This is a genomic window from Cupriavidus sp. HY129 (genome assembly GCF_059492215.1).
This window is the reverse complement of the sequence record NZ_CP083255.1, coordinates 1634239-1660290: the sequence shown is the minus strand read 5'-3', so window position 1 is coordinate 1660290 and position 26052 is coordinate 1634239. Positions and strand designations below refer to the sequence as shown.

The following is a 26052-nucleotide window of genomic DNA, read 5'->3' as shown; positions in this document are numbered from 1 at the left end:
CCTGGGGGATGTCACGCGCGCTGGAGCAGCCACTCGGGCGCATCCTGAAGCGCCACGGGCCGAAGAAAACGCTGCAAGGCAGCATACCCGACCGACGTGGTCTTCGGATCGGTGGACGCCGGCCAGGGGCCGCCATGTTGCTGAGCGCGTGTTACGGCGACGCCGGTAGGCACACCAGAGAACAGCACGCGGCCTCCAATGTTCTGGGCCACGCGCACGATCTCGCGATTCTCGCGGTTGTCCCGGCCGGCCCCCCAGATCGTGACGGTGAGCGATCCCTTGACGGCGGAAAGTACATCGGGAATCGCATCGACGGATGGTACCGTGACCACCACGGCCGCCGGACCGAACATTTCCTCGTGGAGGCCGGCATCCGCGATAAAGGCGGCGCTGGTCGTCCGGAACAGCCGGGGAGCCGGGCCGGCCCCAACTTCATTCCCTTCCTGCACGACCTCGATATTGGCATTCGCCTTGATACGCGCGGCGGCATCTTCAAACCCGTTGCGGATGCCTTCGCTCAGCATCCGATGGGTGGCCTGGCCCGCCAGCGAATCGCCCAGCGCCGATACGAATTCGCGGCCGCGCTGGTCATCGACCACCACGATAACGCCCGGGCTGGTACAGAACTGGCCGCAGCCTTGCAGCATCGACGCAGCCAGCACCTTGGCCGGCGCAACCGGGTCGTCATGCAGTGCCGCGGGGAGCACCACCACCGGATTGATCGAACCGAGTTCGCCGAAGAATGGAATCGGGATCTCTCGCTCATTGGCGGCGCGCCACAAGGCCACGCCACCCTGATAGGAGCCCGTGAAGGCGACGCCCGCGATCATCGGTTGCTTGACCAGATAGATATTGGCGTCGCGCGACATGTCGCAGTCGAGCATTGAGAACACGCCCTCTCCCACGCCTTGCGCGCGCAGGACCTCTGCGGCAATCTTCGCCACCTCGATCGACAGGCGCGGATGTCCGCCATGCGGCTTCACGATGACCGGACAGCCCGCAGCCAATGCCGATGCGGTGTCTCCGCCCAGGACCGAGAACGCGAACGGGAAGTTGCTGGCTGCAAATACGGCAACCGGACCAATCGGCACCATGACACGGGTCAGACGCGGACGGCCCGACGGAGGCGGGCCGGAAATGGCTTCGTCATCCACCTGGACATAGGGGACGCCCGCCACGACTTCAGCCGCGAAGCCCCGCAACTGGAACGATGTGCGGGCGATCTCCCCCGTCAGCCGTGGGATGCCGAGGCCGGTTTCCTCGTCGGCCATCACCGCGAGTTCATCCGCGCGCGCGTCGAGGGCGTCAGCCAGCGCATGCAGCACGCCACTGCGGACCGTGGGACTCGAATGCGCCCATACCGCGCTGGCCTCGTGGGCGCGCGCGGCGTGCTGGTCGATGATTGCGAAGGCTGGGTTCTGTTCGGAAACGTGCATGAATGGATACGAGGGAATCTGACGGAAAAGCGGAGAGCCGAGCGGAGCGCGGAAGCGCCGCATCACGGAGAAGGAGTACAGATGGGTAGAACAGGCGCCCAAGGCAGCGGACTTTGCCACCTTGGGATGGTCATGCGGATTCAGACAGAATCAGGCGTCCACACCTTTGGACCACTCGCGATACCAGTCACGGAAGAGTGCGTACTGCTGTTCCGCGTAGTTGCGCTGCGCGTCGCTCAGCGCGTCCGTCTCATTGAAATGCAGCGTGTATTCCTTGTCGCCGTTCAGCACCATCAGGTGCTTGTAGAACAGAACCAGATCGGTGCCTTCGTCGAACGAGGACAGGACATGCAGCGCCGCCTCCAGTTCCCTGGCCAGGCGACGCGCCTTGACGTCGCCAGCAGCCGCCTGCTTGCTCAGCTTGACCAGTTGCAGCACTTCACGCGGCAGCGCGTTGCCGATACCGGTGATGGCACCGGTGGCGCCGCAGTTCACAAACCCGTGGAACACTTGCGTGTCGACACCGGCCATCAGGATCACGTTCTCGTCCTGCGAGGTGATGTTCTCCGCGGCATAGCGCATGTCCGCCGCGCCGCCAAACTCCTTGAAGCCAATCAGGTTCGGGAACTGGCGGCGGAGTTCGAAGAACAGGTCCGCCCGGGTGGCGAAGCCATAGTACGGGCTGTTGTAGATCACCGCGGGCAGGCTCGGCGCGGCAGCAAGGATGGCGGAGAAATGCGCCTTCTGCGCGGCCGGGGACGCGCCACGCGACAGCACGCGCGGAATAACCATCAGGCCGTGCGCGCCAACCTTCGCGGCGTGCGCGGCGTGGGAAACGGCTTCCTTCGAATTGACGGCGCCGGTGCCGACGATGGTCGGCACGCCCGCTGCCACGAGGCGGGACACGCCTTCCTGGCGTTGTTGCTCCGTCAGCAGCGGCCAATCTCCCATCGACCCGCAGTAGACGACCGCGCTCATGCCGAGTTCGATCAGTTCCTTGCCCTTGGCGACGAGCGCGTCGAAGTCCGGCTTGCGATCCGGAGTGCAAGGGGTCATGAGTGCGGGGATAGTACCCTCAAAAATCTTGGAAGACATCACGCGGTCCTGAGTCAGAAAGTTTCGATAAGAGCGGAATCGGGGCTCCCGGAAACAGCCTCCGCGAGACTGCTTTATCAGGACAACGATCCCTGCTTCATGCATATTGTATAAAATCTGTTGAGAAACGTGCTACGAGATTTCGTCAGGGTTTACCCGCCAGAGCGCACCAGCCTGGGTCATCCACCATCCCCCTCCGACTCCACAGATGCACCATTTTCTGGCTTGCAGAGGCCCTTTCCGGGAGATTGATGACGGCTTTCCGGCCCCAGTGGTTCCCGGCCAAAGGGTAAACCCCTCATTCCCGTATATTGCATGTTGTATAAAATCTCACCACTGACGCCGGTGTGGCGAGGCGGGAATCCACCCGCTGGTCAGCAGAGACAAAAGGACGAGCAAAGATGGCGAATCAACTCAGCGAGGCTGTCCCCGAAGCGAGTGTGGGACGACAACGCGGCACGACAACAAAAGATCTGCGCCGCGTTGTCGCGGCTGCGATGGTTGGGTCCGTAGCGGAATGGTATGAGTTCTTCCTGTATGGAACGGCATCCGCACTGGTATTCGGGACGCACTTCTTCAAGAAAACAGGGAATCCGGTCGATGGCCTGATCGCGGCCTTCGCGCTCTATGCCGTCGGGTTCGCCGCACGGCCAATCGGCGGGATCGTCTTCGGTTACTACGGCGACAAGTTCGGCCGCAAGTACCTTCTCCAGGTCAGTCTGGTAGCCGTGGGGATCACGACGTTCCTGATGGGCTGCCTTCCCACGTTCGACGTGATCGGGTACTGGGCCCCCGCCCTGCTCGTCACGCTGCGCCTTATCCAGGGCTTTGCCTTCGGTGGCGAATGGGGCGGCGCCGTCCTTCTGGTGAGCGAGCACAGCCCTGACGACCGGCGCGGCTACTGGGCAAGCTGGCCGCAGGCAGGCGTGCCGGCTGGCAACCTCGTCGCCACACTCATCCTGCTCGCGCTCTCGAGCACGCTGCCGGAACAGGACTTCCTGTCCTGGGGCTGGCGAGTCGCCTTCTGGTTCTCCGCCGTGGTGGTGCTGATCGGCTTCTGGATCCGTCGCAAGGTCGATGATGCGCCGATTTTCAAGGAATCCCAGGAACGGCGCGAAAAGGAACATGCGACCCAGCAAGGTGTCCGCTACGTTCTGCGCTATCACTGGAAGGAAGTGCTGATCGGCATTGGCGCGCGCTTCGCGGAGAACATCCTCTACTACATGGTGGTGACGTTCTCCATCACGTACCTGAAGCTCGTGGTTGGCGCGGACACCACGCGCATTCTCAAGCTGATGTTCTTTGCCAATGCCCTGCACTTCATGATCATTCCGTTCATGGGCTACCTGTCGGACATCATCGGTCGCAAGCCGGTGTACCTGACCGGCGCGGTCCTGACGGCGGCCTGGGGCTTCATTGGCTTCCCGATGATGGACACCGGGAACGACTGGATCATCATGGCTGCCATCGTGCTGGGCCTGGCAATCGAGTCGATGACCTACTCGCCCTACTCCGCGCTCATGACCGAGATGTTCCCGACGAACGTCCGATACACCGCGCTCTCGCTGTGCTACCAGATCGCACCGCTGATGGCCGGATCGCTGGCACCGCTGATCGCGCTGTCGCTGCTGGAGAAGTACCACTCCTCCACGCCGATCGCCCTCTACCTGGTGGCCGCCGCGGTGATCTCTATCATCAGCGTTGCCGCCGCGAAGGAAACGCGCGGCAAGTCATTGCGTGACGTCGACGCCGAGGCGAAAGCCCGTGTGAATGGCTGATCGAAGTCTCCGAGCAACAAAAAAGCCGCCCTTTCCGGGCGGCTTTTTGTTTTCGGGCCTGGCTATCGGCTTGATCCGGGCTGCTTAGCTGGTGCCGCGCCGACGGGAGAGCAGAAAATTCCGCAGTTCCTCGCCGGCATGTTCGATATGCCGCTTCAACAGCGCGGCCGCGCCGCGCCCATCCCCCTTGCGACAGAGATCGACGAGTTGCCGGTGCTCGGCTTCGGCAATCTCCCGGCTGGCCGTGGACAAGGAAAGCTGCAGGCGCGTGTAGCGGTCCGTCTGCTGGAGCAGGGACGCGACGATGCTCGCTGTCTTCGGCTGATCGGCCTTCGACAGCAGCAACTGATGCAGCATGGTATTCAGGTCGCCCCAGCGATCCTGCGCCTGCGCCTTCAGTTCGCCGCTGAACTCGGCCAGAATCGCGTCGAGTTCCTTGAAATCGTCGGCGGAGAGCTTCTTCACGGACTTGCGGACCAGCGTTGGCTCCAGCAACGCCCGCAATTCGAACAGCTCGGTGAGCTCTTCAATGGAAAGCTCCGACACGATGGCTCCCTTGTGAGGGAGTATCTTCACCAGCCCTTCGCTTTCGAGCTGCACCAGCGCTTCGCGCAGCGGGATGCGGCTGATCCCGAGTTCATTGGCGAGCGCGTCCTGCCGGAGTTGATAGCCATCCACGTACTGGCCGGAGAGGATGCGGCGACGAATTTCATCGGCGGCGGCCTCTGCTCGCGTCACATGCCGAAGACCAGGTTTATTGATGACCATTGGAAGTTGACAACGGCGCCACCTGGCGCCGTTTTGCATATTTTCTACATTCTACAGCAGGGCCATCGCGCCTTACGGCCTCCGGCGCTCCCGCAGAAACAGAATCAACTCCTCGCCGGCATGCTCGATATGCCGCTTGAGCAACGCGCACGCCTCCCTCGATTCGCCCAGCCGGCAAAGGCGGACGAGTTCCTCGTGTTCCGCCTTGGCGCGCTGCACGGCGGCATCGCTGATGGAGAGCTGCACCCGTGTATAGCGATCGGTCTGCCGCAATAGCGACTGCACCAGCTCCAGGGACCTGGGCCGGTTGGCACGCCCCAGCAGGATGTCGTGCAGCTCGGTGTTGAGTTCGCCCCACCGGTGCGAGTGTCCCTCGGCAAGCTCGATGGCATAGCGCTTCAGGATTTCATCGAGGCGGTCGAAGTCATCCGTTGTGAGACGGGGAATCGAATGCCGGAGCAGATGGGATTCGAGCAGCGCGCGCAACGAAAACAGCTCTTCAATGTCCTTCGTCGACAGCTCCGCAACAATCGCCCCCTTGTGGGGGACGATCTTCACCAGTCCTTCGTTCTCTAGCTGGACTAGCGCTTCCCGCACCGGGATACGGCTGATGCCGAATTCTTCCGCGAGAAGATCCTGCTTGAGCTGAAAGCCCTCCACGAGCTCACCTTCCAGGATTCGCCGCCTGAGTTCTTCCGTTGCCGCTTCGGCGCGTGTCGCCGCGCCTAGCGCAGACGTGGATCTTCCGTTCATATCTGTCTCGTGGATGCCCCTGGGCTAGATGGACGCTTCGGGGTGCGTCTCTGCCATGTTGCATTCTACTGCGCTCGCGTGCGGGACCGGCACCTGACTTGCCGCCGGGCTCAACCCTCCCGCAACTGACCGGCCACCTCGGCCAGCGTGCTCCGCAGCCAGGCAATCGCGGGGTCCGCGTGGTTGCGCGGGTGCCATGCCGCGCTGAGCGAGAATCCCGGCACATCGAACGGCAGAGCGAAGGCGTCCAGCCAATCGGCATAGCGTGCCGCCAGCCGAGCCGGCATGGTGCAGACGTAGTCGCTACGGCGCAGCAAATCGGGGACCACAGTGAATGCCTGAACCGATACCGCGACATCACGCGATCGACCCAGCAACTGAAGCTGCTCGTCAACGAAACCGAAGAAGCTGCCACCACTCGTGGAAACCAGCACGTGGCGCAATTTGCAGTACGCATCCAGCGTAAGTCGGCGCGCTCCCCGGGGATGGGATTTCCGCTGTGCCATCACGAAGGTCTCATCGACAAGCTTGCGTGCCCGCATGGTTGGCGGAACCATACGCTCGGACCCGATCAGCAGATCGACTTCACCCGATTCGAGCTGTGCGGCGATCTCGGCCTGCCGTCCATGCACGAACGCCACGCGCACCCCGGTCCCCGCGACAACCGATAGCCGCTCCAGCAAGGACATGCCAAGTGTCGACGTGGCGTTATCGCTCGCGGCGATAACGAACTGGCGCGTATCGACGAACGGATCGAACTCTGGCCGCCGATGCACGACCGACGCCAGGTCCTTGAGCGCGACGTGCAGTGGCTCCAGCAACGCCAGGGCCCGCGCGCTTGCGATCATGCCGCGCCCCGTATCCGCCGGCATCAGCAATGGATCGTCGAAGATACGCCGCAGCCGCGCCAGTTGGGCCGAAACGGCTGGCTGCGTCAGCCCGAGGCGCTCCGCCGTATGCGTGACGTTACGTTCGTCCAGCAAGGCATCCAGGGTCACCAGAAGGTTCAGATCCACGCCCTTGAAATCAACCACGCTTATACCTCTTATATCTGTCATCGATTTCAAAGATAGGTCGCGGGCCTCTACAGTTCAAGCCAGACAACCCGCAGACACCCCAATCAAGGAGCCCCGATATGAAAGCCTGGATGCTCGACCAACCCGGCCGGCCGCTTGTCCTGCGTGACATCGACACGCCCCATGCCCGCCCCGGCGCGGTGCTGGTACGCATGGAAGCGGTGCCGCTGCTCAGTTACACGCGCGACTACCTGAACGGCGCGCTGCCTTACGCCTACCCGCCCGGTCCTTTTACCCCCGGTACAAACGGCGTTGGCACGATCATCGAAACCGGAGCGGGTGTCCATCACTTCCGGGTCGGACAACGCGTGGCCGTCAACCCATACCTGACCAGCACGGAAAGCGTCGATGCGCCGGCCGAAATCCTGATTGGCCTGACCGGCATCAGCGCGGACAGCGGCCCCCTGCTTCAGGACTTCCCACACGGAACGCTACGAGAGATTGCCGAGTTCCCCGCTGCGACGCTTATCCCCCTCGACGGGCTGGATCGCTTTTCGTCCGACCGGCTGGCCACCCTGTCGAAGTTCGCCATACCTTTCGGCGGCCTGCGCCGCGGTCGGCTGGTTGCGGGCGAGACAGTCGCGATCAACGGCGCAACGGGCGCGTTCGGGTCAGCCGCCGTGCTTGCCGCGCTGGCGATGGGCGCATCGACCGTACTCGCGCTGGGACGCCGCGCAGGCCCGCTCGAATCCCTGGCCCGGATGGGCGACGGCCGGGTGGTGCCAGTAGTAATGACCGGCGATGAGGGTGTCGACAGCGCCGCCATCCGCAATGCGGTATCCGGCGGTGGTGTCGACCTGGCATTCGACATGGTTGGTCAGGCTACCTCGCCAAACAGTACGCTCGCGGCGCTGCTCAGCCTGAAGCGGCGCGGTCGCATGGTGCTGATGGGCAGCATGACCGTGCCGCTGCCACTGCCCTACGGCGCCATGCTGCGCAATGGCTGGGAGCTGATCGGCCACTTCATGTACGCATCCGCCGACTACCGCGCGCTGGTGGCAATGGTTCGCGCCGGCCAGCTTTCACTCGATGCAATCCACGTGAAGCGCTTCCCGTTCGAAGCCATAGAGCAGGCAATCGATGCGGCGGGCACGCTGGCCGGGCTAGAGGCGGCGGTTGTGACGTTCCCACACGACTGAGACGCAGCGCGACGGAGGATTCGCCACGACAAACCTGGCGGAGGATGGCCGGGCGCCCCCGTCACCCGTTCACGCGTCAGACCACCCGGTACGTCGACTGCACCAATCCCGAGGGGAAGCTGCGGCTCGAGACCAGGGCCAGATCGACGTCGCGCGGCAGCGCCCCGAACAACGGCCGCCCGGCGCCGATCAACACAGGAACCGTGGTGACCACCAGATCGGCGATCAACCCATCGCGCAGGAACGATTGCACAACCTGCCCGCCATCGACATAGACCCGGCGTACGCCCTCAGCCGCCAGGCGTTCCAGCGTATCCCTCGGCGAAAGGCTCGCGAATCGGACTTTCCCTTCCAACACCGCCGGCACCGGCGTGCCCGCCAGTTGCCGGGACAGGACCAGGACAGGCTGGTCATAGGCCCAGTCGCCAAGGGTCAGGACCTTCTCGTAGGTGCCCCGGCCCATCACGATCGCATCCTTGTCGGCGATGAAATCCATATAGCCGTGGTCTTCGGCCGGATCATCGCGCTGGAGCAACCAGCCGATATCGCCGTCGGGTCGGGCGATGAAGCCGTCGAGGCTGGTGGCGATGAAGACGTGTGCGGTGGTCATGGCTGGCTCCGGAGCGAACAAGCTGCATATTCTTCACTGGACAGGACACCGACACAAGCAAGGCCGCCTGACACTTCCGCGCAATCTCCGGACCGGCGACTATCAAACCGTCACGCTCCCGCTCGCCTGGGATGCGCGCCGCATCAAGGGCGAATGGGAAGACGCACTCGAAAAGGGAACATTCCGATGTCGTACCACGCGCCGAGGCCGCTCAGTATCGGAGCGTGGCACGGCAAAGTTGGCAGTGCCACTCAGCGTGCCGCATGGGACTTGAGCATCGCGACGAACGCCTGTGCCTGCCGGCTAGGCATGTCAAAGCGGGACCGGACCAGACTGAGCGTCAAAGGAATATTCTCCCGCAGCGGCCTCACTACAGTACCGGGCCAGCCGGCGCTTCCAACGGAAAATTGATCGACGATGGCCACCCCGACGCCTGCACGGACCAATGCGCAGGCCAGTTCGGCGCGCTCGATATCGGCCCTGGCCCGCCACTCCACGCCTGCCTGTTCGAACGCGGCCGCCAGCAACTGGCCAAAAGGAATCTGACGTGCGTAGAGCACCAGAGGATAGGCGGCGGCCTCTGCCAGACCAATGACCGAACTCGCTGCCAGCGGATGCCCATCAGGCACGATGCAGACCATGCGGCCTTGCGCGAAAGGCTCCACCACCAGGTTCGGATGCTCGATCGGCAGTACAGACACCGCCAGTTCCGCTTTCCGCCCAAGCAGTTCAAGCGCCATGTCGGCCAGCAGTGTGGTACGCATCGTCAGACGGATCTGTGGATGGGCCTTAAGAAACGCGGCCGCGACCGGCGGCAGGAAGTTCAGTGCCAGGCTCGGGCTTGAGCAAAGCTTGAGTGTGCCCTGCGGATTGGTTGCCAGGTCACGAGCAAATTCATCGATGCGCGACGCTTCCTCGAACAGCGACCCCACCTCCTCATACAGGAGCTGCGCCTCGGGAGTGGGATGCAGCTTTCCTTTGACCCGCTCGAATAGCTTCAGTCCAAGACTCTGCTCTGTGTAGGCGATCAACCGGCTAACGGCCGGCTGCGAAATGCAGAGCAGGCTTGCCGCGCCATTCATCGACCCAGTCAGCATCACCGCTCGAAATACCTCCATCTGACGCAGCTTGAACCTCATCGCAACCTCATCCAATAACTGAATGTTATAACCCGCAACCACTTAAGCATACGACAGAGCCAGCAAGAACCCCTAGCATTCCAAGCTGATTCAGGGGAAAACCCATATTAAAAGACATAGCATCTTCAGGAGACCAAATGCCTCACAAGATCGGCTTCATCGGGCTGGGAATGATGGGCTTGCCAATGCTCGAAAACCTCGCCACGGCCCCCGGTCTGGACATCCTGGCATTTGACACCGCCGATGCCCCATTTGCCGCGCTGACCACGCACGCAGCCTGGGGGCGTACCTTGCGTCGTGCCGCCACGCTCGATGCATTCGCCGACCGCGCCGTCGTCATTACGATGCTCCCGAACAGCCCGATCACCAATTGCGTGATTGCCGGAGAGTCGGAACAGCGCGGCCTTGTGGACATCCTGCGCAGCGGCGCCATCGTTGTCGATATGGGCTCGTCGAATCCCGGCGACACCCGCAAGCTGGCCAACATACTGGCGGCTCGTCAGATCGCGCTGGTGGATGCCCCCGTCTCAGGCGCGGTGGCCAAGGCCCGCGCAGGCACGCTCGCAATCATGGCAGGCGGCGAGACCGCGTCAGTGGCAAGCGTTCGGCCGTTGCTCGATCACATGGGTAAAACCTTGATCCTTACCGGCGACGTGGGGTCTGCTCATGCCATGAAAGCGCTTAACAACTATGTCTACGCGGCCGGTCTGCTGGCCGCATCCGAAGCCATACTGATTGCCCAGCGCATGGGGCTTGACGCCAGCGTCTTCGCAGAAGTGCTCAATGCATCCAGTGGCCGCAACGTCGCTACCGAGACCAAGCTCAACCAGTTCATCATTCCGCGCACCTTCAATGCCGGATTCGCCATGCGGCTCCAGGCCAAGGATCTGGCTACGGCAGCAAACCTGCAAACACTGGTGGATATCGACGCGCCACAACTGACGCTGTGTGCGGCGATCTGGCAGCAGGCGCTCGAGACATTGGATGCTCAGGCGGACAACACGGAGATCATTCGCTACCTGGAGTCGTCCCGGGATTCCTCGACGCCGACTTGACCAACGGCATAAGCGACGAAAAGACGAGATGCCGGCATTTCCTCAGTACTCACACCTATAAGAATCTGGAGACAGCATCATGGTTTTCTACCGAGGCATGATCGCCGCAATTGCGCTGGGTTTCAGCGCCGCTGCCTGCGCCGCAGGCTATCCGGAGCGGCCTATCCGCATGGTCGTGCCATTCCCCGCAGGCAGCATCACTGACGTCGTCGCGCGTGCGCTGGCGGAGCCAATGTCACACGACCTGGGGCAGCCGTTCGTCATCGACAACAAGCCCGGGGCCAACGGCATCATCGGCACGCAGCAGGCAGCCCAGAGCAGGCCGGACGGATACACGATCGTAATCGTTGGCGTGACGACCGCGGCGAGCAACGTCAGCCTGTTCAAGAAACTCCCCTATGACCCGGTGAAAGACCTTCAACCTCTTGGCGGCGTAGCCGAAACGCCATACCTGCTGGTGGGTTCCCCCGAAGCTCCGGGCAAGAACGTCGGAGATGTCTTTGCGTACGCGCGCCAGAATCCCGGCAAGCTGACATATGGTTATGGTTCGGGCAGCGCACAGGTTTTCGGCGCCAAGCTCGCGTACATGGGCAAGTCCAACATCACCCAGGTCCCGTACAAGGGCGGCCCACAAGCGTTGACTGACGTGATGGGCGGCATCATCTCGCTGACCTTCACCGATTTTTCCAATGGGCTGCAGCAGGCACGAGCGGGAAAGGTCAAGATCTATGGCGTAAGCACGCGCGACCGCTTCCCGCTCGCCGCCGATATCCCCACGCTCGACGAGACGGGAGCACCGGGGTTCGACCTGACTGTCTGGTTTGGCCTGATGGCGCCAAGCGGTCTGCCCGATGACGTCGCGCGAAAACTGTCGGCCGCGCTCGACAAGGCACTCTCCAATGATGAACTGACCCGTCGCTTTGCGGCCCAGGGCCTCTCACCGAAACGCCAGTCATCCGCGCAGTTCGGCACCTTCGTCAAATCTGAGATTGGCAAGTGGGCGACTATCGTCAAGGAGGTCGGAATCACCCCCGAGTAAGTACGCACGCCCCCCCTTGTACTTCCCTTTCGCCTGGAGTCAATCACCGTGTCCCTGATCGAAATCCGCAAACGCCAGCTAGTCATTGAAACCACCTTCCATGAAGGCGGTCCACCGCCGATGCAACCCCTCAGGCTGGCGGCGGCCAGCGCCGTCATTCACAATCCGTACGCCGGTCGCTATGAACCGGATCTGCTGCCATTCATGGCCGAACTCCGCGCACTCGGCATACTCCTGGCCACTGAACTGGTGGAGGTCTTGGGCGGGAAGGAGAAGATCGAGGTCTATAGCAAGGCCGCCATCGTCGGCATCAACGGCGAGATGGAACACGGTGCCGTCTGGCATGAGGCCGGCGGGTGGGCCATGCGCAGCGTGCTGGGAGAACCCAAGGCAATGGTGCCAGCCGTAAAGGCCGTGGCGTCGGCCGGCTATCGCATGATGGTGCCGGTGCACTACATCCATGCCTCCTATGTGCGCAGCCATTTCAACAGCATTGAGGTCGGCATCCAGGACTCTCCCCGGCCCGATGAGATCCTGTTCGCGCTGGTAATGGGTACCGGCGGGCGCGTGCACTCCCGCCTTGGCGGGCTGCTGAAGGAGAACGTCGTCGGCAACGACGGTCAGCGTTAAGCGCCGCCTGCACTAGATCTCCAGCGAGCAGATAGCCGCCTCCAAGCGGCTGCACGCGCCTGGGCACGGCTCGTCGCTCCCTTCCATTGATTCCCAGACCCGATTGATGCAGCATGGCGAGACCAACCCGTCTTGCTGCACGCCCGCGCCATCGGCATTCGCCGGTGGCTGCAAAAGCGGGTGACCTATTCCGGAGTCCCTCTCTTGCGGTACGAACTTACCGATCTCCGCCTTTTCCAGGCCATTGCGGAGGCCCACAGCCTGGCGGGCGGCGCTAGCGCCGCGCATATCACGGCCTCGGCGGCCAGTTACCGTCTGAAGAACCTGGAGCATGCGCTGGGCACACCGCTCTTCGTTCGCAACGCGCGCGGCATGGATCTGACGCCTGCGGGCGAGATGATGCTGGCGCATGTGCGCGAGCTGCTGCAAGGCATCGAACGGATGCACGGAGAAGTTGGCCGCTTTGCCAGCGGGCTCAAGGGGCACATCCGCCTGCTGGCAAACAGCAGCTCGCTGAACGGATTCATCATCCCGAGCGTGAGCCGGTTCCTGGCCGCGCACCCGGCGGTCAACATCGATCTGGAAGAGCGGGCCAGCCAGGCGATTACGGCGGCAGTGGCCGCGCATGAGGCGGACATCGGCATATTTGCCAGCGATATGACCATGGCCGCCGACACCGCCGGCGTTCACGCGGTGCGGTACGCGGTCGATGAACTGGTGCTGGCGGTAGCCCCCGATCATCCATTGGCGCGGCAGGGGCGCGTCCGGTTTGGCGCCGCGCTCGGGTTCGACTTCGTCTGCATGAGCCGCACCAGCAGCAACTTCCTGTTTCTGCGCGATACCGCGCAACGCGCCGGCAAGCAACCGAATGTCCGCCTGCACGCACACAGCTTCGAGGCGGTGCTGGCGCTGGCGGCTGCCGGCGTCGGGGTGGCGCTGGTGCCGCGTAGCGTGGCGGCCGCATCGATGCACGAGGGGCGCGTGGTCGGGGTCGCGCTCGACGAGCCCTGGGCGGTACGGGAACTGACGCTCGTCACGCGCGCCGACGGAAAACTGCCCGGCTTTGCCGCGGCGTTCGTGCAATTCCTGCTCAACGACCCGCGCGTGGCCATCACACGCGAGACAGGCGCGGCCCCTGACGCCGCGCCCTGAGTCCTGTTACCGCTTGCGGTTCAGGAAGGTGGCCATGTGATGCTGCGGCTCGCCAGTGTCAAAGGCGCTGCCGAACTCCGCAACGCTGTTGTCGATCGACACGTCGAGTGGCGCTTCTTCCCACTCGCGCAGCAGCCGCTTCTGCTGACGCACCACCTGCGGGCCGAAGCTGGCCAGCAGTGATGCCACACGACCCACCTCGACGTCGAGATCGGCCAACGGCACCACGCGACTCACCAGCCCCGCAGCCAGCGACTCTGCCGCGTCGGCGATCTCGCCCGTCAGCAACAACCACGCGGCGCGCGCGTTGCCAATCAGGCGCGGCATCAGCGCCGCATGAATGACCGACGGGATGCCTACCTTGACCTCGGGCATACCCAGCTGGGCGTTGTCGGCGGCGATGCGGATATCGCATGCCAGCGCCAGCTCCAGGCCGCCGCCGAGGCACCAGCCCGGCATCCGTGCAATCACGGGTACCGGGAAGTGACGCAGCGCATTGCACAAGTCGCGCAATGCGCTGATAAACACTTCCGCGCGCTCGCGGGTCAGCGCAGCCATCTCGTTGATATCGGCGCCCCCGATAAAGCCCTTGTCCCCCGTGCCGCGAACCACCAGCACGCGCACGTCGTCGCGCTCGGCCAGGGCACGCACGGCCTGGGTCAGATCCGCAATGACCGGCGTGCCCAGGATATTCAGCGATTTCGCTTCGCGGATGGTGACGGTGGCTACGCCCTGCTCGTCGACCTCTACGGCGGCGTGGTGATTGGAAAGCGATGCGCTCATCGTGTTCTGCTCCTTACTGCAGCTTTGCGAAATGGATGTCCTCGACTACCTTCTTCCAGTGCTGATTCTGCTCCCGGATCAAGTCGGCGAAGGCCTTGCGGGTGGTATAGGCAGGCAGCGCGCCCTGCTTCTCGATGGCGTCGACCACCTCTGGCTCGGTCAGCACCTGCTTGACCGCCACATTGATCTTGTCGAGGATCGCCGGCGGCGTGCCAGCCGGCGCGCCAAGGCCAAACCACGACGGATTGTTCATCGCGGGCAGTCCGGCTTCCGCGTAGGTTGGCACATTGGGCAGCATCTTGAGTCGATGCTTGGCCGCCACGGCCAGGGGCCGCAGCTTGCCGCCCTGGATCAGGCCGGACGACGACGGGATATTGTCGAACACCACCTGAATCTGTCCAGCCATCGCATCGTTCAGCGCCGGCCCCAGACCCTTGTACGGCACGTGCAGCATCTTCGTGCCCGTGACGCTCATGAACAGCTCTCCATTCATATGGCTCAGGCCGCCGTTGCCCGACGACCCGAACGAATACTTGCCCGGCGACGCCTTCAGCAGCTTGATAAAGGCCGCCATATCCTGGGCGGGGAACGACGGATTGACCACCAGCACGTTGGGCACGTCCGCCAGATTGCTGATCGGATCGAAGTCCTTGACCGGGTCATAGGCCGTCTTCTGATAGACGTTCGGGTTGACCGCGTGGGAGCTTTCCACTTCCATCACGAGCGTATAACCATCGGCCGGCTGCTTGGCCGCGTAGGCACTGCCTACCGCGCCACCGGCACCGGGACGGTTCTCGACCACAACAGGCTGCTTCAGCACTGCGCCAAGCCGCGTGCCGACCACGCGCGCGATGATGTCGGTAGTACCACCGGCCGCGTAGGGCACCACGAGCTTGATCGGCTTGTCCGGCCAGTCGGCGGCGTGGGCAAGGCCTGCCGGGCCCACACAGGCCAGCGCGGCCAGTGCCAGGAAGGTTGGCTTCATATTCATCATGTGTCTCCGTACGATTTGTCGAAATTCGAGTCGGGCCGCCCGCATCTATTGCGCGGCAGCGATGGCGGCCACTGCTGTGGCGCCCGTGTGTTCGCCGAGCAGCGGCGGCGGCTTGAGCGGCTGAGGATTGGCCGGCAGCATCGGATTGCGCACCATTGGCACCTCGCCCATCACCGGGTGCGTGGCCACCTGACGCAATTGCCGATGCTGGACCTGCGGATGCGCGAAGACCTCTTCCATCGTATGAATCGGGCCCCAGGGCACACCGGCGACGTCGAACGCCGCCGTCCAGTCGGCACGCGAGCGCGTCGGGAACAACGCCGTCAGTACCTTGCGCAGTTCGGTGAGATGTTCGATGCGGCCCGAGTTCGTGACGTATCGCGGGTCTTGCGCGAGATCCGGACGCCCCGCCACATCACAGAAGCGTGCGAACTGCGTGTCGTTGCCGATCGCCAGAATCAGATAACCATCGGCGCATCGGAAGACCTCATACGGCGCGCAGTTTGGATGCGCGTTGCCAGTGCGTTGCGGGTTCTTGCCCGATACCAGGTAGTTGGCGCCCTGATTCGCATTCAGTGCCACGGCCACGTCGAGCAGTGCGATATCGAGATGCTGGCCTTCGCCGGTCTGCTGACGCTGGAACAGTGCCGCCAGCACGGCGCTCGTCGCATACATGCCCGTGCTGACATCGACCACTGCCACGCCCGTGCGCAACGGCCCCGCGCCGGGGCTACCATCGGGCTGGCCGGTGTAGCTCATTAGCCCACCCATACCCTGGAACACGTAGTCATAGCCGGGCTTGTCGGCCATCGGGCCGTCCTGGCCGAACCCCGTGATCGACAGATAGATCAGACGCGAATTGATCGCCTTGAGCGACGCATAGTCGAGCCCGTAGCGTTTGAGCGTCCCCACCTTGTAGTTCTCCACCAGCACGTCGGCGTGGCGGGCCAGCTCCAGCAATTGCGCGACACCTTCAGGCTGGCCATAGTCGATGCAGACCGACTGCTTGCCGCGATTGCAGCTGATGAAGTACGCGGAAACGCGCGCGTCGCTGCCATCCGCGGCATCCAGATAGGGTGGCCCCCAACCACGCGTGTCATCGCCACGCTGCGGATGTTCGACCTTGACGACTTCGGCGCCCAGATCGGCGAGGTTCTGCGTACACCACGGCCCAGCCAGGATGCGCGACAGGTCCAGCACGCGAATGCCTTCCAATGCGCGATGCAACATTGTGACTCCAGATTTTCGGGTTCAGATTCAGGGTAGATGCGGCGCGGACTCAGCGTGGACCGTCGAAGGTCCGCCTACCTTCAGCGACCAACCGTTCGAGCAGTGGCGCAGGCTCCCAATGGGCGCCGTGCACATCCTGCAACGCGCGGATGCGGGTCAGCACGTGCGCCAGACCGAGTGTTTCCGCGTAGAACATGGGGCCGCCACGCCACGCCGGAAAGCCGTAGCCATGCACGTACACCACGTCGATATCGGAAGCGCGCTGTGCGATGCCCTCATCCAGGATGCGCGCGCCTTCATTGATCAATGCCAGCATGCAACGCTCGACGATCTCCTCGTCGGCAACCGGGCGCCGCGCAATGCCCGCCTCGCGCGCGCAGTCTTCGATCAACGCGTCGATCTGCGGGTCGGGGATCGGCGTACGGCTGCCAGGTTCGTAGCGGTAGTAGCCGCCGTTGGTCTTCTGCCCGAACCGGCCCAGTTCGCAGATTCGATCGGCCACCGCCGAGTACCGCAGGTGCGCCGGCCGCGTCGGCGCCAGCCGCTTTCGCGTGGCCCAGTTGATGTCCATGCCGGCCAGATCCGCCATTGTCAGCGGGCCCATCGCCATGCCGAACTGCGTCAATGCCCGATCGACCTGCAGTGGCGACGCGCCCTCTTCCAACAGGAAGCCGGCCTCGCGCCAGTAAGGCGTCAGCATCCGGTTGCCGACAAAACCTTCACACACCCGCACCAGCACCGGTATCTTGCGGATGCGCTGCGCCATCGCCATGCACGAGGCGATGACGTCGGCGTGGGTCGCCTGTCCGCGCACGACTTCCAGCAGCTTCATCACGTTCGCCGGGCTGAAGAAATGCAGGCCGATCACATCGCCCGGGCGTTTGGTCGACGCGGCGATCGTGTCGATGTTCAACCGCGACGTATTCGTCGCCAGGATCGCCGACGGCTTGCACAGCGCGTCCAGACGCTCGAAGATGGCCTGTTTCACGGCCATGTCTTCGAACACGGCTTCGACCACCAGATCGGCATCTGCGACGGCCTCGAACGCCAGCGTCGGCGTGATGCGCCCCATGCGCGCGTCAATCTGCTGCGGCGCCAGCTTGCCTTTCGCGGCGGTAATCTCGTAGTTGCGGCGGATCAGTGCCACGCCGCGGTCCAGCGCGGCCTGCTCGCGTTCGATCAGCATGACCGGAATGCCGGCGTTGACGAACGACATCGCGATACCGACGCCCATCGTCCCAGAACCGATGACGGCAACACGTTCGATCGGCCGCAGCGCCTGTCCCTTCCCTTCGGCAAACTTCGGCGCCTCGCGCTCGGCGAAGAAGATATGGCGCAGCGCCTTCGACTCGTTGCCCGCGACAAGCGCCTCGAACTGGGCGCGCTCGAATGCCAGCCCGTCGGCAATCGGCAGCTGCGTCGCGGCTTCGACGCACCGAATGCACGCATTCTGCGCGATCGCGTTGCGTGCCTTGCCGTTGATTGCAGCGATCCGCGTCCCGAAATCGACATCGCCGCCCGCCTTGACGGCCAACGCACTGGCAACCGGATGCGCCACCGCACGGGCGGCAGCACGCCGGCAAAAGTCGACCGCCAGTGCGACAACAGGTCCGGCATCCCGCGTGCCGCTCGGGCTCGCGTCTGCCACCGCATCGGCGAGACCGATACGCGCGGCGGTCTCGCCGCTGACGGGCACCCCTTGCTGAATCATGTCCAGCGCTTGTTCCACACCAACGAGCCGTGGCAGCCGCTGGGTACCGCCACCACCGGGCACGAGCCCGAGGTTGACCTCTGGCAGACCCAGGCTGGCGTCGGATGCCACCACGCGATAGTGGCAACCCATGGCCAGTTCCAGGCCACCGCCGAGCGCCACGCCGTGAATCGCAGCCACCACGGGCTTGCTTGCCGATTCGATCAGCGCCAGCACATCGCGCGACAGCGGCCGGGCGGTCGCGGCAGGCGTGTTGAACTGCCGGATGTCTGCGCCGCCGCAAAACGCCTTGCCGGCGCCTGCCAGCACAACCCCGGCCACGGTGGCATCCTGCAGCGCGCGCGTGATGCCGGCGTGCAGCCCGGCGCGCGTGGTATCGCCCAGGCCGTTCACCGGCGGGTTGTCGAGCCACAGCACGGCGACATCGCCCTGCTGTTGCCAGCTCACAGTGGAGGAAAGAGGAATGGATTCGATTGCGTGGGACATTGCTGCGATCTCGACTACGTTTCTTTGTAAGGCTGGTTTGGCCTTTACTGGCTGGATGCCAGGATGGCGGTGGCCTGGCTTGACAGCACACCACCATTGCCGTGCACCAACGCCGTTTCCACCTTGCTGACCTGCCGCTCGCCGGCCTCGCCGCGCAACTGGCTGACGGCTTCGATCACAAGAAAGATGCTGTACATGCCTGGGTGAATGCACGACAGCCCGCCACCATTGGTATTCATCGGCAAATCGCCGCCCGGCGCGATGCGGCCGCCCGAGATGAATGCACCGCCCTCGCCTTTCGCGCAGAAGCCCAGGTCTTCCAGAAACAGGATCGGGTTGATCGTGAAGGCGTCATAAAGCTCCACGACGTCGATATCGGCGGGCGTCAGACCCGCCTGCGCGAATGCCTTGCGGCCCGAGTCGATGGCCGGCGTGCGCGTCAGATCGTCCATGCAGGAAATCTGCCGATGCCAGTGTGCGTGTCCGACACCGAGCACATAGATTGGCTTCGCATGAAGACCCCGCGCACGGTCCGCGCGCGTGACGACGAAAGCGCCGGCGCCATCGGTCACCAGACAGCAATCGCGCACCGTCAGCGGGTCAGACACCATCTTGGCGTTGATCACGTCGTCGATCGTCAATGGGTCGCGCATGAAGGCGTCGGGATTGCGCTGCGCCCACTGCCGCGCTGCCACCGCCACTTCGGCCAGTTGCTTGCGCGTGGTGCCGAACTCGTGCATATGCCGGGCCGCGGCCAGCGCATAGCTGGTGACGGGATTGAACGGCTTGTATGGATGCTCGTACGGCTGCGGGTCGAGTTCGGCGCGCATCGCGTTGACGCGCGAACTACTGGGAATGCTGCGAGGATTGCTGCCGTAGCAGATCAGCACGTTGTCGCATTCGCCCGCCTCGATCGCCATGGCAGCGATGCGGATATCCGCGATGAACGACGAGCCGCCGAACATCGTGCTATCGGAGAACCGGGGCCGGATGCCGAGGTACTCTGACATGCGCATCACCCACCATGGCGATGTCAGGCTCGACGTGATAATGCCGTCGATATCGGCCATGCGCAGCCCGCTTGCCGCCACCGCGCGGTACGCGGCCTGGGCGATGATCTCCTGCTCCGTGCGGCCACCCGCATGACCGAGCCCTGCCAGCCCAGTGCCCAGAATCGCCACGCCACCACGATCGGTGGCCTTCAATGCCGCGCTCATTGTCGCTCCCCGGCCGGCGCGAACACCAGCAATGCGTCCTCGCCCGTGCGCAGCACCTGCGCCCTGACGCGGTGCCCGATCCTCACCGCGCCGGGATCCACGCCGATCACGCGGCTCATCATGCGCGGCCCCTCATCGAGATCGACCAGGCACACGTTGTAGTCCCCCTCCTTCTTGCGCACGACCGTGGTCGAATACACGGTGCCAAGACCGCTCGGCGCGACCCACTGCAACGCTACGGAGCCGCAATGGGGGCAAACAACGCGCGGAAAGAAGTGATGACGGCCGCAGTCGCGGCACTGGGGGATTTCGAACACGCCTTCGGAGAGGCACTGGAAATAGTGAGCGTCGGCAGACGTGGCTGCCGGGTCGCCGGATGGATGTGCAATCGTCATGGGGCCCTTATTGCTCGATCTGCACGCCGGTGATCTTGACCATGTTCTGCCACTTGGCCACTTCGGTCTCGACGTACTTGCGGAATTCGACCGGATTCAGATTGCCCGCCGCCTCGGCGTTCTGCTTCCTGAGTTTCGCCACCATGTCCGGCGACGACATGATCCGGTTCACCTCGGTATTCAGGCGCGTGACGATAGCGGCCGGCGTTCCGGCCGGTGCGTACAGCCCCAGCCAGGTATAGGCGTCGAAGTTCTTGTACCCGGCCTCGGCAATCGTCGGCACATCGGGGAACAGCTTGCTGCGCTCCAGGCTGGTCACGGCGATCGGGCGCAGCTTGCCGGCGGCGATGAACGCGGAGACGCTCATCGAATCCTGGAATACCACCGGAATCTGGCCGGCCACGGCATCACTGGTGGATGGCGACGCACCCTTGTATGGCACGTGCACCAGCGGCGCACCGGTCATATGGCGGAACAGCTCGCCCGCGAGATGGGTGGAGCCTCCCACGCCCGCGGAACCGTAGGGCACGCTGCCCTGGGCCTTGGCCCATGCCACGAACTCGGGCACGGTATGCGCCGGTACCGACGGGTTCACCACGAGCATGTTCGGCGCCTTGGCAATCAGGGCAATCGGCTCGAAGTCCAGGACCGGGCGATACCGCACGGTCTTCTGCACGGCCGGGCCAATCACGTGCCCGGTGGCGCTGAGCAGCAGCGTGTAGCCGTCATTCGGCTTGCGGGCGACGTATTCCGTGGCGAGTTGTCCGGCAGCGCCGGGGCGGTTCTCCACCACGAAGCTCTGCTTGAATGTCTGGCTCAGCTCGGCCGCGAGCATCCGGCCGACGATATCGGTCATGCCGCCGGGCGCGAACGCCACCACGATCGTGACCGGCTTGGTCGGCCACGTATCGGCATGTGCCGGAGCCAGGGAAGTACCGCCTAGTGCGAATGAAAAGCCAATGGCCGCCATGAGGCGACGGCGCCGAAAGCCGTGTTGCATCGATGTCTCCTGCCTTGTCGTTATTCGCCAGGGCTGTGCCGCCCGTGCGTTGGGAATGCCGGGCGCCAGTTTATTTTTGAGGACAGGAAACCACTATCCGAAAGTTTCGAAGCGCGCGTTCGTGGATTTTCAAGGCTTGCATGTCCGGCGCAGGGTGCACAATGCTGCACAGGGATCGGGAGCCGCATTCGGGGGCGCCTCAGCCGGTCTGGCAGACCGTGCCACCCCACCGAACAGCGAACTGTTTTTCCCTCCACTTTGATGTTTTCGATGTGGGGTGCCCCACTCTGGTGCTAAGCTTCGTGCCTGTTCGAAACATCCAGCCACAAGCTCAATTGTTAGGACATTTCGGCTTGCCTCCCAGTCCCGCCGCCTGACGCGGGGTCCCCATCGGGATTTCCCGGGTTTCCATGCCGCGGCGCCCACCAGACACGCCATTCGGAGCGACCCTTCCGCCACACCCACTGCGTGGCGCAGGCGCCGCACATCGCATCAAGAAAATTCAGAGACATCGTGACTTCTCGCACCCTCGATTCCTTCCTGGCCGGGGTCTCCCGGCGTGACCCCAACCAGCCCGAATTCTTCCAGGCCGTGAAGGAGGTCATGATGACCTTGTGGCCGTTCGTCGAGCGCAACCCGCGCTATGGCGATCAGGCCCTGCTGGAACGGCTGGTGGAACCGGAACGCGTGATCCAGTTCCGCGTGGCATGGACCGACGACCGCGGCCAGGTGCAGGTCAACCGCGCCTTCCGCGTGCAGCACAGCTCCGCGATCGGCCCGTACAAGGGCGGGATGCGCTTCCACCCGACCGTGAACCTGTCGGTGCTGAAGTTCCTGGGCTTCGAGCAGACTTTCAAGAATGCGCTGACCACCCTGCCCATGGGCGGCGGCAAGGGCGGTTCGGACTTCGACCCGAAGGGCAAGTCCGACGCCGAAGTCATGCGCTTCTGCCAGGCGCTGATCACCGAGCTGTATCGTCACCTGGGACCGGACACGGACGTGCCGGCCGGTGACATCGGCGTGGGCGCGCGGGAAGTCGGCTTTATGGCCGGCATGATGAAGAAGCTGTCGAACCAGTCAGCCTGCGTGTTCACTGGCAAGGGTCTGGCCTTCGGCGGCAGCCTGATGCGTCCCGAGGCCACTGGCTACGGCACGGTGTACTTCGCGCAGGAGATGCTGCATCGTCGCGGCCGTGAGTTCGACGGGCTGCGCGTGCTGCTGTCCGGCTCGGGCAACGTGGCGCAATACGCCGCCGAAAAGGCGATCGAACTGGGTGCCAAGGTGCTGACGGTGTCGGACTCCGGCGGCGTGTTGCACTTCCCCGAGGGCATGAATCGCGAGCAACTGGACGCGCTGATGACGTTCAAGAACGACACCCGTGGCCGCCTGTCCGACTTCGCCGAGCAGCATGGCCTGCGCTTCGAATCCGGCAAGACGCCGTGGCACGTGCCCGCCGACGTAGCGCTGCCGTGCGCCACCCAGAACGAACTGAACGGTCACGATGCCGAGCGCCTGCTGTCGAACGGCGTGTTCTGCGTGGCCGAAGGCGCCAACATGCCGTCGACGCTGGACGCCGTGGACCGCTTCGTGGCCGCGCGCATCCTGTACGCACCGGGCAAGGCCAGCAACGCTGGCGGCGTGGCAACCTCGGGTCTGGAGATGTCGCAGAACGCAATGCGCATGGCCTGGCATCACGCCGAGATCGACGAGAAGCTCCACGCCATCATGAAGGACATCCACGGCAACTGCATCCACTACGGCCAGAAGGAAGACGGCTACATCAACTATGTGGAAGGCGCCAACATCGCCGGCTTCGTCAAGGTGGCGGATGCCATGCTGGCGCAGGGCGTGATCTGATCCCGCGGTCGGTCGGGCAGCTGGTCTAACCAGACACCCCGATTGCCAGCCGGGGGAGGAATGCGACGAGGCTTGCCTCGTCGCATTTTCTTTGTCCGCTGCGCCGCCACGCATCGTCAGGTAGGATTGGCGCTCACCCTGATCGCGTCGGTCGGCTCCACGCGCTCCGTGTGCAGCGGAGAACACAAGATGGAATACATCAACACCCTGCTGGCACTGACCGGCGTCATGATGCTGAGCGTCGCCAGCCCGGGACCGAATTTCATGATCGTCACATCGACGGCGGTCGCGTCTCGGCGTGCAGGGGTGATCACCGGCCTCGCGCTTGGCGCAGCCTCGGGCACCTGGGCCCTGATCGCGATCGCCGGACTCGGCCTGATCGTCACACACGTGGCATGGATCGGCACGGCGCTCCGGATCGCAGGCGCCGCCTACCTGATCTGGCTCGGGGCGAAGATGATCCTGACCGCGCGCCACCCGCTAAACGCGCCGACCCTCATTGCGCCATCCGGCTGGACCGCCGCGAAGAAGGGGTATGTCGTCAGCATGACCAACCCCAAGGCCGTGGCGTTCTACGGCAGCATCTTCGCGTTGATGGTTCCCGCGCACGCGCCGGCATGGTTCCACGTCGCTGTCATCGCCATTGCTGTCGCGGTATCGTCCGCGTGGTACTGCGGCATGGCGCTGCTCGCTTCGCACCCTGCGGTTCACCGGTTACTGATGCGGCGCAAGGCCGTGCTGGATTCCGTGGTTGGAGGACTGCTGATAGTACTTGGCGGACGGATGCTGGCGGCGCGCTAAAGCCATGCCTTCCCCGCCAATTCACCGGGAATGCGACGGGGACGGGAGAAAATCGCCATCGGCCACCATCGGCCACCATCGGCCACCATCGGCCTACTGATAGTCGAACGTAAAAACCATCGTACCCCTCACGGTGCCCGGACTGGGTCTGGCCGAAAGACTGTGGTACCGGAACGCATAGCGATACGAGGACATGCCGTTGGCTGGAATGTTGCCAAGAGGATTGCGCGCTTGCAGGGGTACGGGGGAATAAGTGCTGCCATCGATCAATTGCACGCCGACCCCGCTGGCCATGTCGGCCGCGCCTTCGTTCTGGATGCCCAGCACGCCCATGGAAGCGGACCTGACAGGCGTCCCGCCGGCGCCATCGAAGGATATGCCCACAACTGCCGCGCCATCGCATGTAAGCCCGATGGAGAATGGCGCAAAGCCCGTCGTCAAACCGTTCCCGGAGAGACTCGATGCCGTGGCATCCGGAAGGGTAACGGTCGTCGGAGCACGCCTGGTGCAGGTAATCTGACGTGGCGTGGCGCTGCCGGTGAAGCCGATGTGGTTCCCCCCACGGCCCAGGCCGACTGCTGAACGATAAACGCCAAAACCAAAAAGCGTTTGTGCGGGGTCCAGGCTGCCTTGACCGATCGCTCCCGTTTTCACGAATTCGATGGAAACGGACACCGCATACGAAAGGTCAGCCGCCAGCGCTCCCAGAGCAGCCGCTCTTGTATCGCAGGCAACACCGATAGCATTGATCATAGGCTGTCCCACGGCGTTCCGTAGCCGAATGCCAATGCCGGCGACACCTGTCGAATACACGCCTGGGGTGATTTCTCTACCGCTGCCGTAATAGCACGCAATGATCGGCGCCCCCGCATAGATCGATTGATTGCCATCCGCGACACATCGACCGCTGAACGTGTAGTTTCGCCTCGTACCCGGGATCTCCGCGCCGACCGCAAGGTTAACCGCCACAGCCATATTGTTCATGGCCTGCAAGTACGGCATGGAAGTCGATGACGAGCAGGCTCCCAGTGCATGGGCAGCGCCAGGAACAGCCACGAAGGCCAGTACACACAGCATCTTCTTGAGTGTCTCAATCCATACTCGTCGAATCATCACGCTCCCCCAGTTCACGCCATCCTCACAGCCACCACCGGCTACGACCATTTGTTGCAATCCTGATGCAATGGCTTCCGACGTGAAATCGTAGAATCCCTAAATTGCCGCCCAGCGGTCAGGTTCACAATGAGGTGCGGCAATGCGAGCACACGGAGAGAATCGACTAAGATGGCGGCCTCTATCGATCCACGCTGCCCTGCCAGCCCTATCATGGCCCGCCTCAAACTCGACCTGCCCGCCGAGCAGTTCTGCTATTCCACTCACCTGACCGTTCGCGTTACCGACATCAACTCGGCCAATCACCTGGCCAACGACTCGATGATTTCGATGATCTCGGAGGCACGGGCCCGCTTTCTCTTCGAATACGGCAGCGAGGGCGACCGCGTGGACGGTGCGGGCATCATAGTCACCGACCTGGCCACGATGTATCGCAAGGAAGCCCACGCACGCGACCAACTTCTGTTCGAAGTGGGCGTGATGGATTTCAACAAGTACGGCGGCGACATCATCTTCCGCATCACGCGCCCGCAGGATGGCGCGCTGATCGCCATGGCCAAATCCGGCTTCGTCTTCTTCGATTACGCCACCACGCGCGTGGTGCCGATGCCCGATGGCTTCGCCGCGCGCTTCCCAAAGGTGAACTGGGTCGATTGAGCCGACCGAATCAACACAAGCCCCGCGCCCAAAGGCGTGGGGTAGTCCTGCCCCCCCCTTTTTGCCTGCCAGCGCCCGGAACGATGCGGCTGTAATCTCGCCGCAATCGAAGCGAAATGTCTGCATTTCTATACTCGC

General features: G+C 63.6%; 24 protein-coding genes. 9 read left to right on the top strand and 15 right to left on the bottom strand.

Annotated features, from left to right (window positions below; translation table 11 throughout):
* Positions 1 to 11 precede the first annotated feature (11 nt).
* Together K6G35_RS23770 and K6G35_RS23765 are read right to left on the bottom strand one after the other, a co-directional pair.
* Complete coding sequence (locus K6G35_RS23770; protein ID WP_008642532.1) at positions 12 to 1436, bottom strand: aldehyde dehydrogenase (NADP(+)); 1425 nt, start codon at positions 1434 to 1436, stop codon at positions 12 to 14.
* 150 nt (positions 1437 to 1586) lie between these two features.
* Positions 1587 to 2531 (bottom strand): dihydrodipicolinate synthase family protein, encoded by a 945-nt coding sequence (locus K6G35_RS23765; RefSeq protein WP_008642530.1) that lies wholly within the window; start codon positions 2529 to 2531, stop codon positions 1587 to 1589.
* A gap of 401 nt (positions 2532 to 2932) precedes the next feature.
* Between K6G35_RS23765 and abaF the strand changes: the two genes are divergently transcribed.
* Complete coding sequence (gene abaF, locus K6G35_RS23760; protein ID WP_029306550.1) at positions 2933 to 4309, top strand: fosfomycin efflux MFS transporter AbaF; 1377 nt, start codon at positions 2933 to 2935, stop codon at positions 4307 to 4309.
* Positions 4310 to 4393: 84 nt separating this feature from the next.
* Here the strand turns inward: abaF and K6G35_RS23755 are convergent, their stop codons facing one another.
* From K6G35_RS23755 to K6G35_RS23745, 3 genes are all read right to left on the bottom strand, one after another.
* Complete coding sequence (locus tag K6G35_RS23755; protein ID WP_495677126.1) at positions 4394 to 5077, bottom strand: GntR family transcriptional regulator; 684 nt, start codon at positions 5075 to 5077, stop codon at positions 4394 to 4396.
* A gap of 72 nt (positions 5078 to 5149) precedes the next feature.
* A complete protein-coding gene (locus K6G35_RS23750; protein WP_495676421.1) occupies positions 5150 to 5830 on the bottom strand; it encodes a GntR family transcriptional regulator in 681 nt (226 codons plus the stop codon).
* 110 nt (positions 5831 to 5940) lie between these two features.
* Complete coding sequence (locus K6G35_RS23745) at positions 5941 to 6888, bottom strand: LysR family transcriptional regulator (protein ID WP_035883949.1); 948 nt, start codon at positions 6886 to 6888, stop codon at positions 5941 to 5943.
* Between the two features lie 77 nt (positions 6889 to 6965).
* Between K6G35_RS23745 and K6G35_RS23740 the strand changes: the two genes are divergently transcribed.
* Positions 6966 to 8045 (top strand): zinc-binding dehydrogenase, encoded by a 1080-nt coding sequence (locus K6G35_RS23740; protein WP_495676420.1) that lies wholly within the window; start codon positions 6966 to 6968, stop codon positions 8043 to 8045.
* Between the two features lie 76 nt (positions 8046 to 8121).
* On the opposite strand, the gene K6G35_RS23735 is transcribed toward K6G35_RS23740, so the two are convergent.
* Together K6G35_RS23735 and K6G35_RS23730 are read right to left on the bottom strand one after the other, a co-directional pair.
* The gene (locus K6G35_RS23735) at positions 8122 to 8655 is read right to left on the bottom strand and encodes a dihydrofolate reductase family protein (protein ID WP_495676419.1); all 534 of its coding nucleotides are present in this window, start codon (positions 8653 to 8655) and stop codon (positions 8122 to 8124) included.
* 251 nt (positions 8656 to 8906) lie between these two features.
* Positions 8907 to 9794 (bottom strand): LysR substrate-binding domain-containing protein, encoded by an 888-nt coding sequence (locus K6G35_RS23730; RefSeq protein WP_035883952.1) that lies wholly within the window; start codon positions 9792 to 9794, stop codon positions 8907 to 8909.
* Between the two features lie 137 nt (positions 9795 to 9931).
* Between K6G35_RS23730 and K6G35_RS23725 the strand changes: the two genes are divergently transcribed.
* The 4 genes from K6G35_RS23725 to K6G35_RS23710 all read left to right on the top strand — a co-directional run bounded on the left by K6G35_RS23725 (position 9932) and on the right by K6G35_RS23710 (position 13670).
* Complete coding sequence (locus K6G35_RS23725) at positions 9932 to 10849, top strand: NAD(P)-dependent oxidoreductase (RefSeq protein WP_035883953.1); 918 nt, start codon at positions 9932 to 9934, stop codon at positions 10847 to 10849.
* 79 nt (positions 10850 to 10928) lie between these two features.
* Positions 10929 to 11888, top strand: a complete 960-nt coding sequence (locus K6G35_RS23720; RefSeq protein ID WP_035883954.1) for a Bug family tripartite tricarboxylate transporter substrate binding protein — start codon at positions 10929 to 10931, stop codon at positions 11886 to 11888.
* Positions 11889 to 11936: 48 nt separating this feature from the next.
* Entirely contained in the window at positions 11937 to 12518 is a 582-nt protein-coding gene (locus K6G35_RS23715) for an amino acid synthesis family protein (protein ID WP_035883955.1), read from the top strand.
* Positions 12519 to 12722: 204 nt separating this feature from the next.
* Positions 12723 to 13670: a LysR family transcriptional regulator gene (locus K6G35_RS23710; RefSeq protein WP_495676418.1), complete on the top strand. Its 948-nt coding sequence runs from the start codon at positions 12723 to 12725 to the stop codon at positions 13668 to 13670.
* A gap of 6 nt (positions 13671 to 13676) precedes the next feature.
* Here the strand turns inward: K6G35_RS23710 and K6G35_RS23705 are convergent, their stop codons facing one another.
* Genes K6G35_RS23705 through K6G35_RS23675 form a run of 7 tightly spaced genes read right to left on the bottom strand, consistent with a single transcriptional unit; the run spans position 13677 to position 21486 of the window.
* On the bottom strand, positions 13677 to 14453 hold the full coding sequence (locus K6G35_RS23705; RefSeq protein WP_008642517.1) for an enoyl-CoA hydratase: 777 nt from the start codon (positions 14451 to 14453) through the stop codon (positions 13677 to 13679).
* Positions 14454 to 14466: 13 nt separating this feature from the next.
* The gene (locus K6G35_RS23700; protein WP_035884140.1) at positions 14467 to 15438 is read right to left on the bottom strand and encodes a Bug family tripartite tricarboxylate transporter substrate binding protein; all 972 of its coding nucleotides are present in this window, start codon (positions 15436 to 15438) and stop codon (positions 14467 to 14469) included.
* 54 nt (positions 15439 to 15492) lie between these two features.
* Positions 15493 to 16677 carry a CaiB/BaiF CoA transferase family protein gene (locus tag K6G35_RS23695; RefSeq protein WP_495676417.1) on the bottom strand — a complete coding sequence of 395 codons (1185 nt, stop codon included), beginning with the start codon at positions 16675 to 16677 and terminating at the stop codon, positions 15493 to 15495.
* A 49-nt stretch (positions 16678 to 16726) separates the two neighbouring features.
* A complete protein-coding gene (locus tag K6G35_RS23690) occupies positions 16727 to 18874 on the bottom strand; it encodes a 3-hydroxyacyl-CoA dehydrogenase NAD-binding domain-containing protein (protein ID WP_008642514.1) in 2148 nt (715 codons plus the stop codon).
* A gap of 44 nt (positions 18875 to 18918) precedes the next feature.
* Complete coding sequence (locus tag K6G35_RS23685) at positions 18919 to 20091, bottom strand: thiolase family protein (RefSeq protein ID WP_008642511.1); 1173 nt, start codon at positions 20089 to 20091, stop codon at positions 18919 to 18921.
* Positions 20088 to 20486 carry a Zn-ribbon domain-containing OB-fold protein gene (locus tag K6G35_RS23680; protein ID WP_008642509.1) on the bottom strand — a complete coding sequence of 133 codons (399 nt, stop codon included), beginning with the start codon at positions 20484 to 20486 and terminating at the stop codon, positions 20088 to 20090. The genes K6G35_RS23685 and K6G35_RS23680 overlap by 4 nt, the downstream gene beginning before the upstream one ends.
* A gap of 7 nt (positions 20487 to 20493) precedes the next feature.
* Positions 20494 to 21486, bottom strand: coding sequence for a tripartite tricarboxylate transporter substrate binding protein (locus tag K6G35_RS23675; protein WP_035883959.1), 993 nt, complete (start codon positions 21484 to 21486; stop codon positions 20494 to 20496).
* A 513-nt stretch (positions 21487 to 21999) separates the two neighbouring features.
* Here K6G35_RS23675 and gdhA point away from each other — a divergent pair.
* Both gdhA and K6G35_RS23665 read left to right on the top strand, forming a co-directional pair.
* Positions 22000 to 23343: an NADP-specific glutamate dehydrogenase gene (gene gdhA, locus K6G35_RS23670; protein ID WP_035883960.1), complete on the top strand. Its 1344-nt coding sequence runs from the start codon at positions 22000 to 22002 to the stop codon at positions 23341 to 23343.
* Positions 23344 to 23532: 189 nt separating this feature from the next.
* Complete coding sequence (locus K6G35_RS23665) at positions 23533 to 24144, top strand: LysE family translocator (RefSeq protein WP_035883962.1); 612 nt, start codon at positions 23533 to 23535, stop codon at positions 24142 to 24144.
* Between the two features lie 93 nt (positions 24145 to 24237).
* On the opposite strand, the gene K6G35_RS23660 is transcribed toward K6G35_RS23665, so the two are convergent.
* Positions 24238 to 25308, bottom strand: a complete 1071-nt coding sequence (locus tag K6G35_RS23660) for a fimbrial protein (RefSeq protein WP_495676416.1) — start codon at positions 25306 to 25308, stop codon at positions 24238 to 24240.
* 162 nt (positions 25309 to 25470) lie between these two features.
* Between K6G35_RS23660 and K6G35_RS23655 the strand changes: the two genes are divergently transcribed.
* Entirely contained in the window at positions 25471 to 25914 is a 444-nt protein-coding gene (locus K6G35_RS23655) for a thioesterase family protein (protein ID WP_008642504.1), read from the top strand.
* Positions 25915 to 26052: the final 138 nt, after the last annotated feature.

Excerpts from the sequence above, each read along its gene's own strand:
- K6G35_RS23770 (WP_008642532.1), bottom strand. The coding sequence starts at position 1,436 with ATGCACGTTTCCGAACAGAACCCAGCCTTCGCAATCATCGACCAGCAC.
- K6G35_RS23765 (WP_008642530.1), bottom strand. The coding sequence starts at position 2,531 with ATGTCTTCCAAGATTTTTGAGGGTACTATCCCCGCACTCATGACCCCT.
- abaF (WP_029306550.1), top strand. The coding sequence starts at position 2,933 with ATGGCGAATCAACTCAGCGAGGCTGTCCCCGAAGCGAGTGTGGGACGA.
- K6G35_RS23755 (WP_495677126.1), bottom strand. The coding sequence starts at position 5,077 with ATGGTCATCAATAAACCTGGTCTTCGGCATGTGACGCGAGCAGAGGCC.
- K6G35_RS23750 (WP_495676421.1), bottom strand. The coding sequence starts at position 5,830 with ATGAACGGAAGATCCACGTCTGCGCTAGGCGCGGCGACACGCGCCGAA.
- K6G35_RS23745 (WP_035883949.1), bottom strand. The coding sequence starts at position 6,888 with ATGACAGATATAAGAGGTATAAGCGTGGTTGATTTCAAGGGCGTGGAT.
- K6G35_RS23740 (WP_495676420.1), top strand. The coding sequence starts at position 6,966 with ATGAAAGCCTGGATGCTCGACCAACCCGGCCGGCCGCTTGTCCTGCGT.
- K6G35_RS23735 (WP_495676419.1), bottom strand. The coding sequence starts at position 8,655 with ATGACCACCGCACACGTCTTCATCGCCACCAGCCTCGACGGCTTCATC.
- K6G35_RS23730 (WP_035883952.1), bottom strand. The coding sequence starts at position 9,794 with ATGAGGTTCAAGCTGCGTCAGATGGAGGTATTTCGAGCGGTGATGCTG.
- K6G35_RS23725 (WP_035883953.1), top strand. The coding sequence starts at position 9,932 with ATGCCTCACAAGATCGGCTTCATCGGGCTGGGAATGATGGGCTTGCCA.
- K6G35_RS23720 (WP_035883954.1), top strand. The coding sequence starts at position 10,929 with ATGGTTTTCTACCGAGGCATGATCGCCGCAATTGCGCTGGGTTTCAGC.
- K6G35_RS23705 (WP_008642517.1), bottom strand. The coding sequence starts at position 14,453 with ATGAGCGCATCGCTTTCCAATCACCACGCCGCCGTAGAGGTCGACGAG.
- K6G35_RS23700 (WP_035884140.1), bottom strand. The coding sequence starts at position 15,438 with ATGAAGCCAACCTTCCTGGCACTGGCCGCGCTGGCCTGTGTGGGCCCG.
- K6G35_RS23695 (WP_495676417.1), bottom strand. The coding sequence starts at position 16,677 with ATGTTGCATCGCGCATTGGAAGGCATTCGCGTGCTGGACCTGTCGCGC.
- K6G35_RS23690 (WP_008642514.1), bottom strand. The coding sequence starts at position 18,874 with ATGTCCCACGCAATCGAATCCATTCCTCTTTCCTCCACTGTGAGCTGG.
- K6G35_RS23685 (WP_008642511.1), bottom strand. The coding sequence starts at position 20,091 with ATGAGCGCGGCATTGAAGGCCACCGATCGTGGTGGCGTGGCGATTCTG.
- K6G35_RS23680 (WP_008642509.1), bottom strand. The coding sequence starts at position 20,486 with ATGACGATTGCACATCCATCCGGCGACCCGGCAGCCACGTCTGCCGAC.
- K6G35_RS23675 (WP_035883959.1), bottom strand. The coding sequence starts at position 21,486 with ATGCAACACGGCTTTCGGCGCCGTCGCCTCATGGCGGCCATTGGCTTT.
- K6G35_RS23665 (WP_035883962.1), top strand. The coding sequence starts at position 23,533 with ATGGAATACATCAACACCCTGCTGGCACTGACCGGCGTCATGATGCTG.
- K6G35_RS23660 (WP_495676416.1), bottom strand. The coding sequence starts at position 25,308 with ATGGTCGTAGCCGGTGGTGGCTGTGAGGATGGCGTGAACTGGGGGAGC.
- K6G35_RS23655 (WP_008642504.1), top strand. The coding sequence starts at position 25,471 with ATGGCCCGCCTCAAACTCGACCTGCCCGCCGAGCAGTTCTGCTATTCC.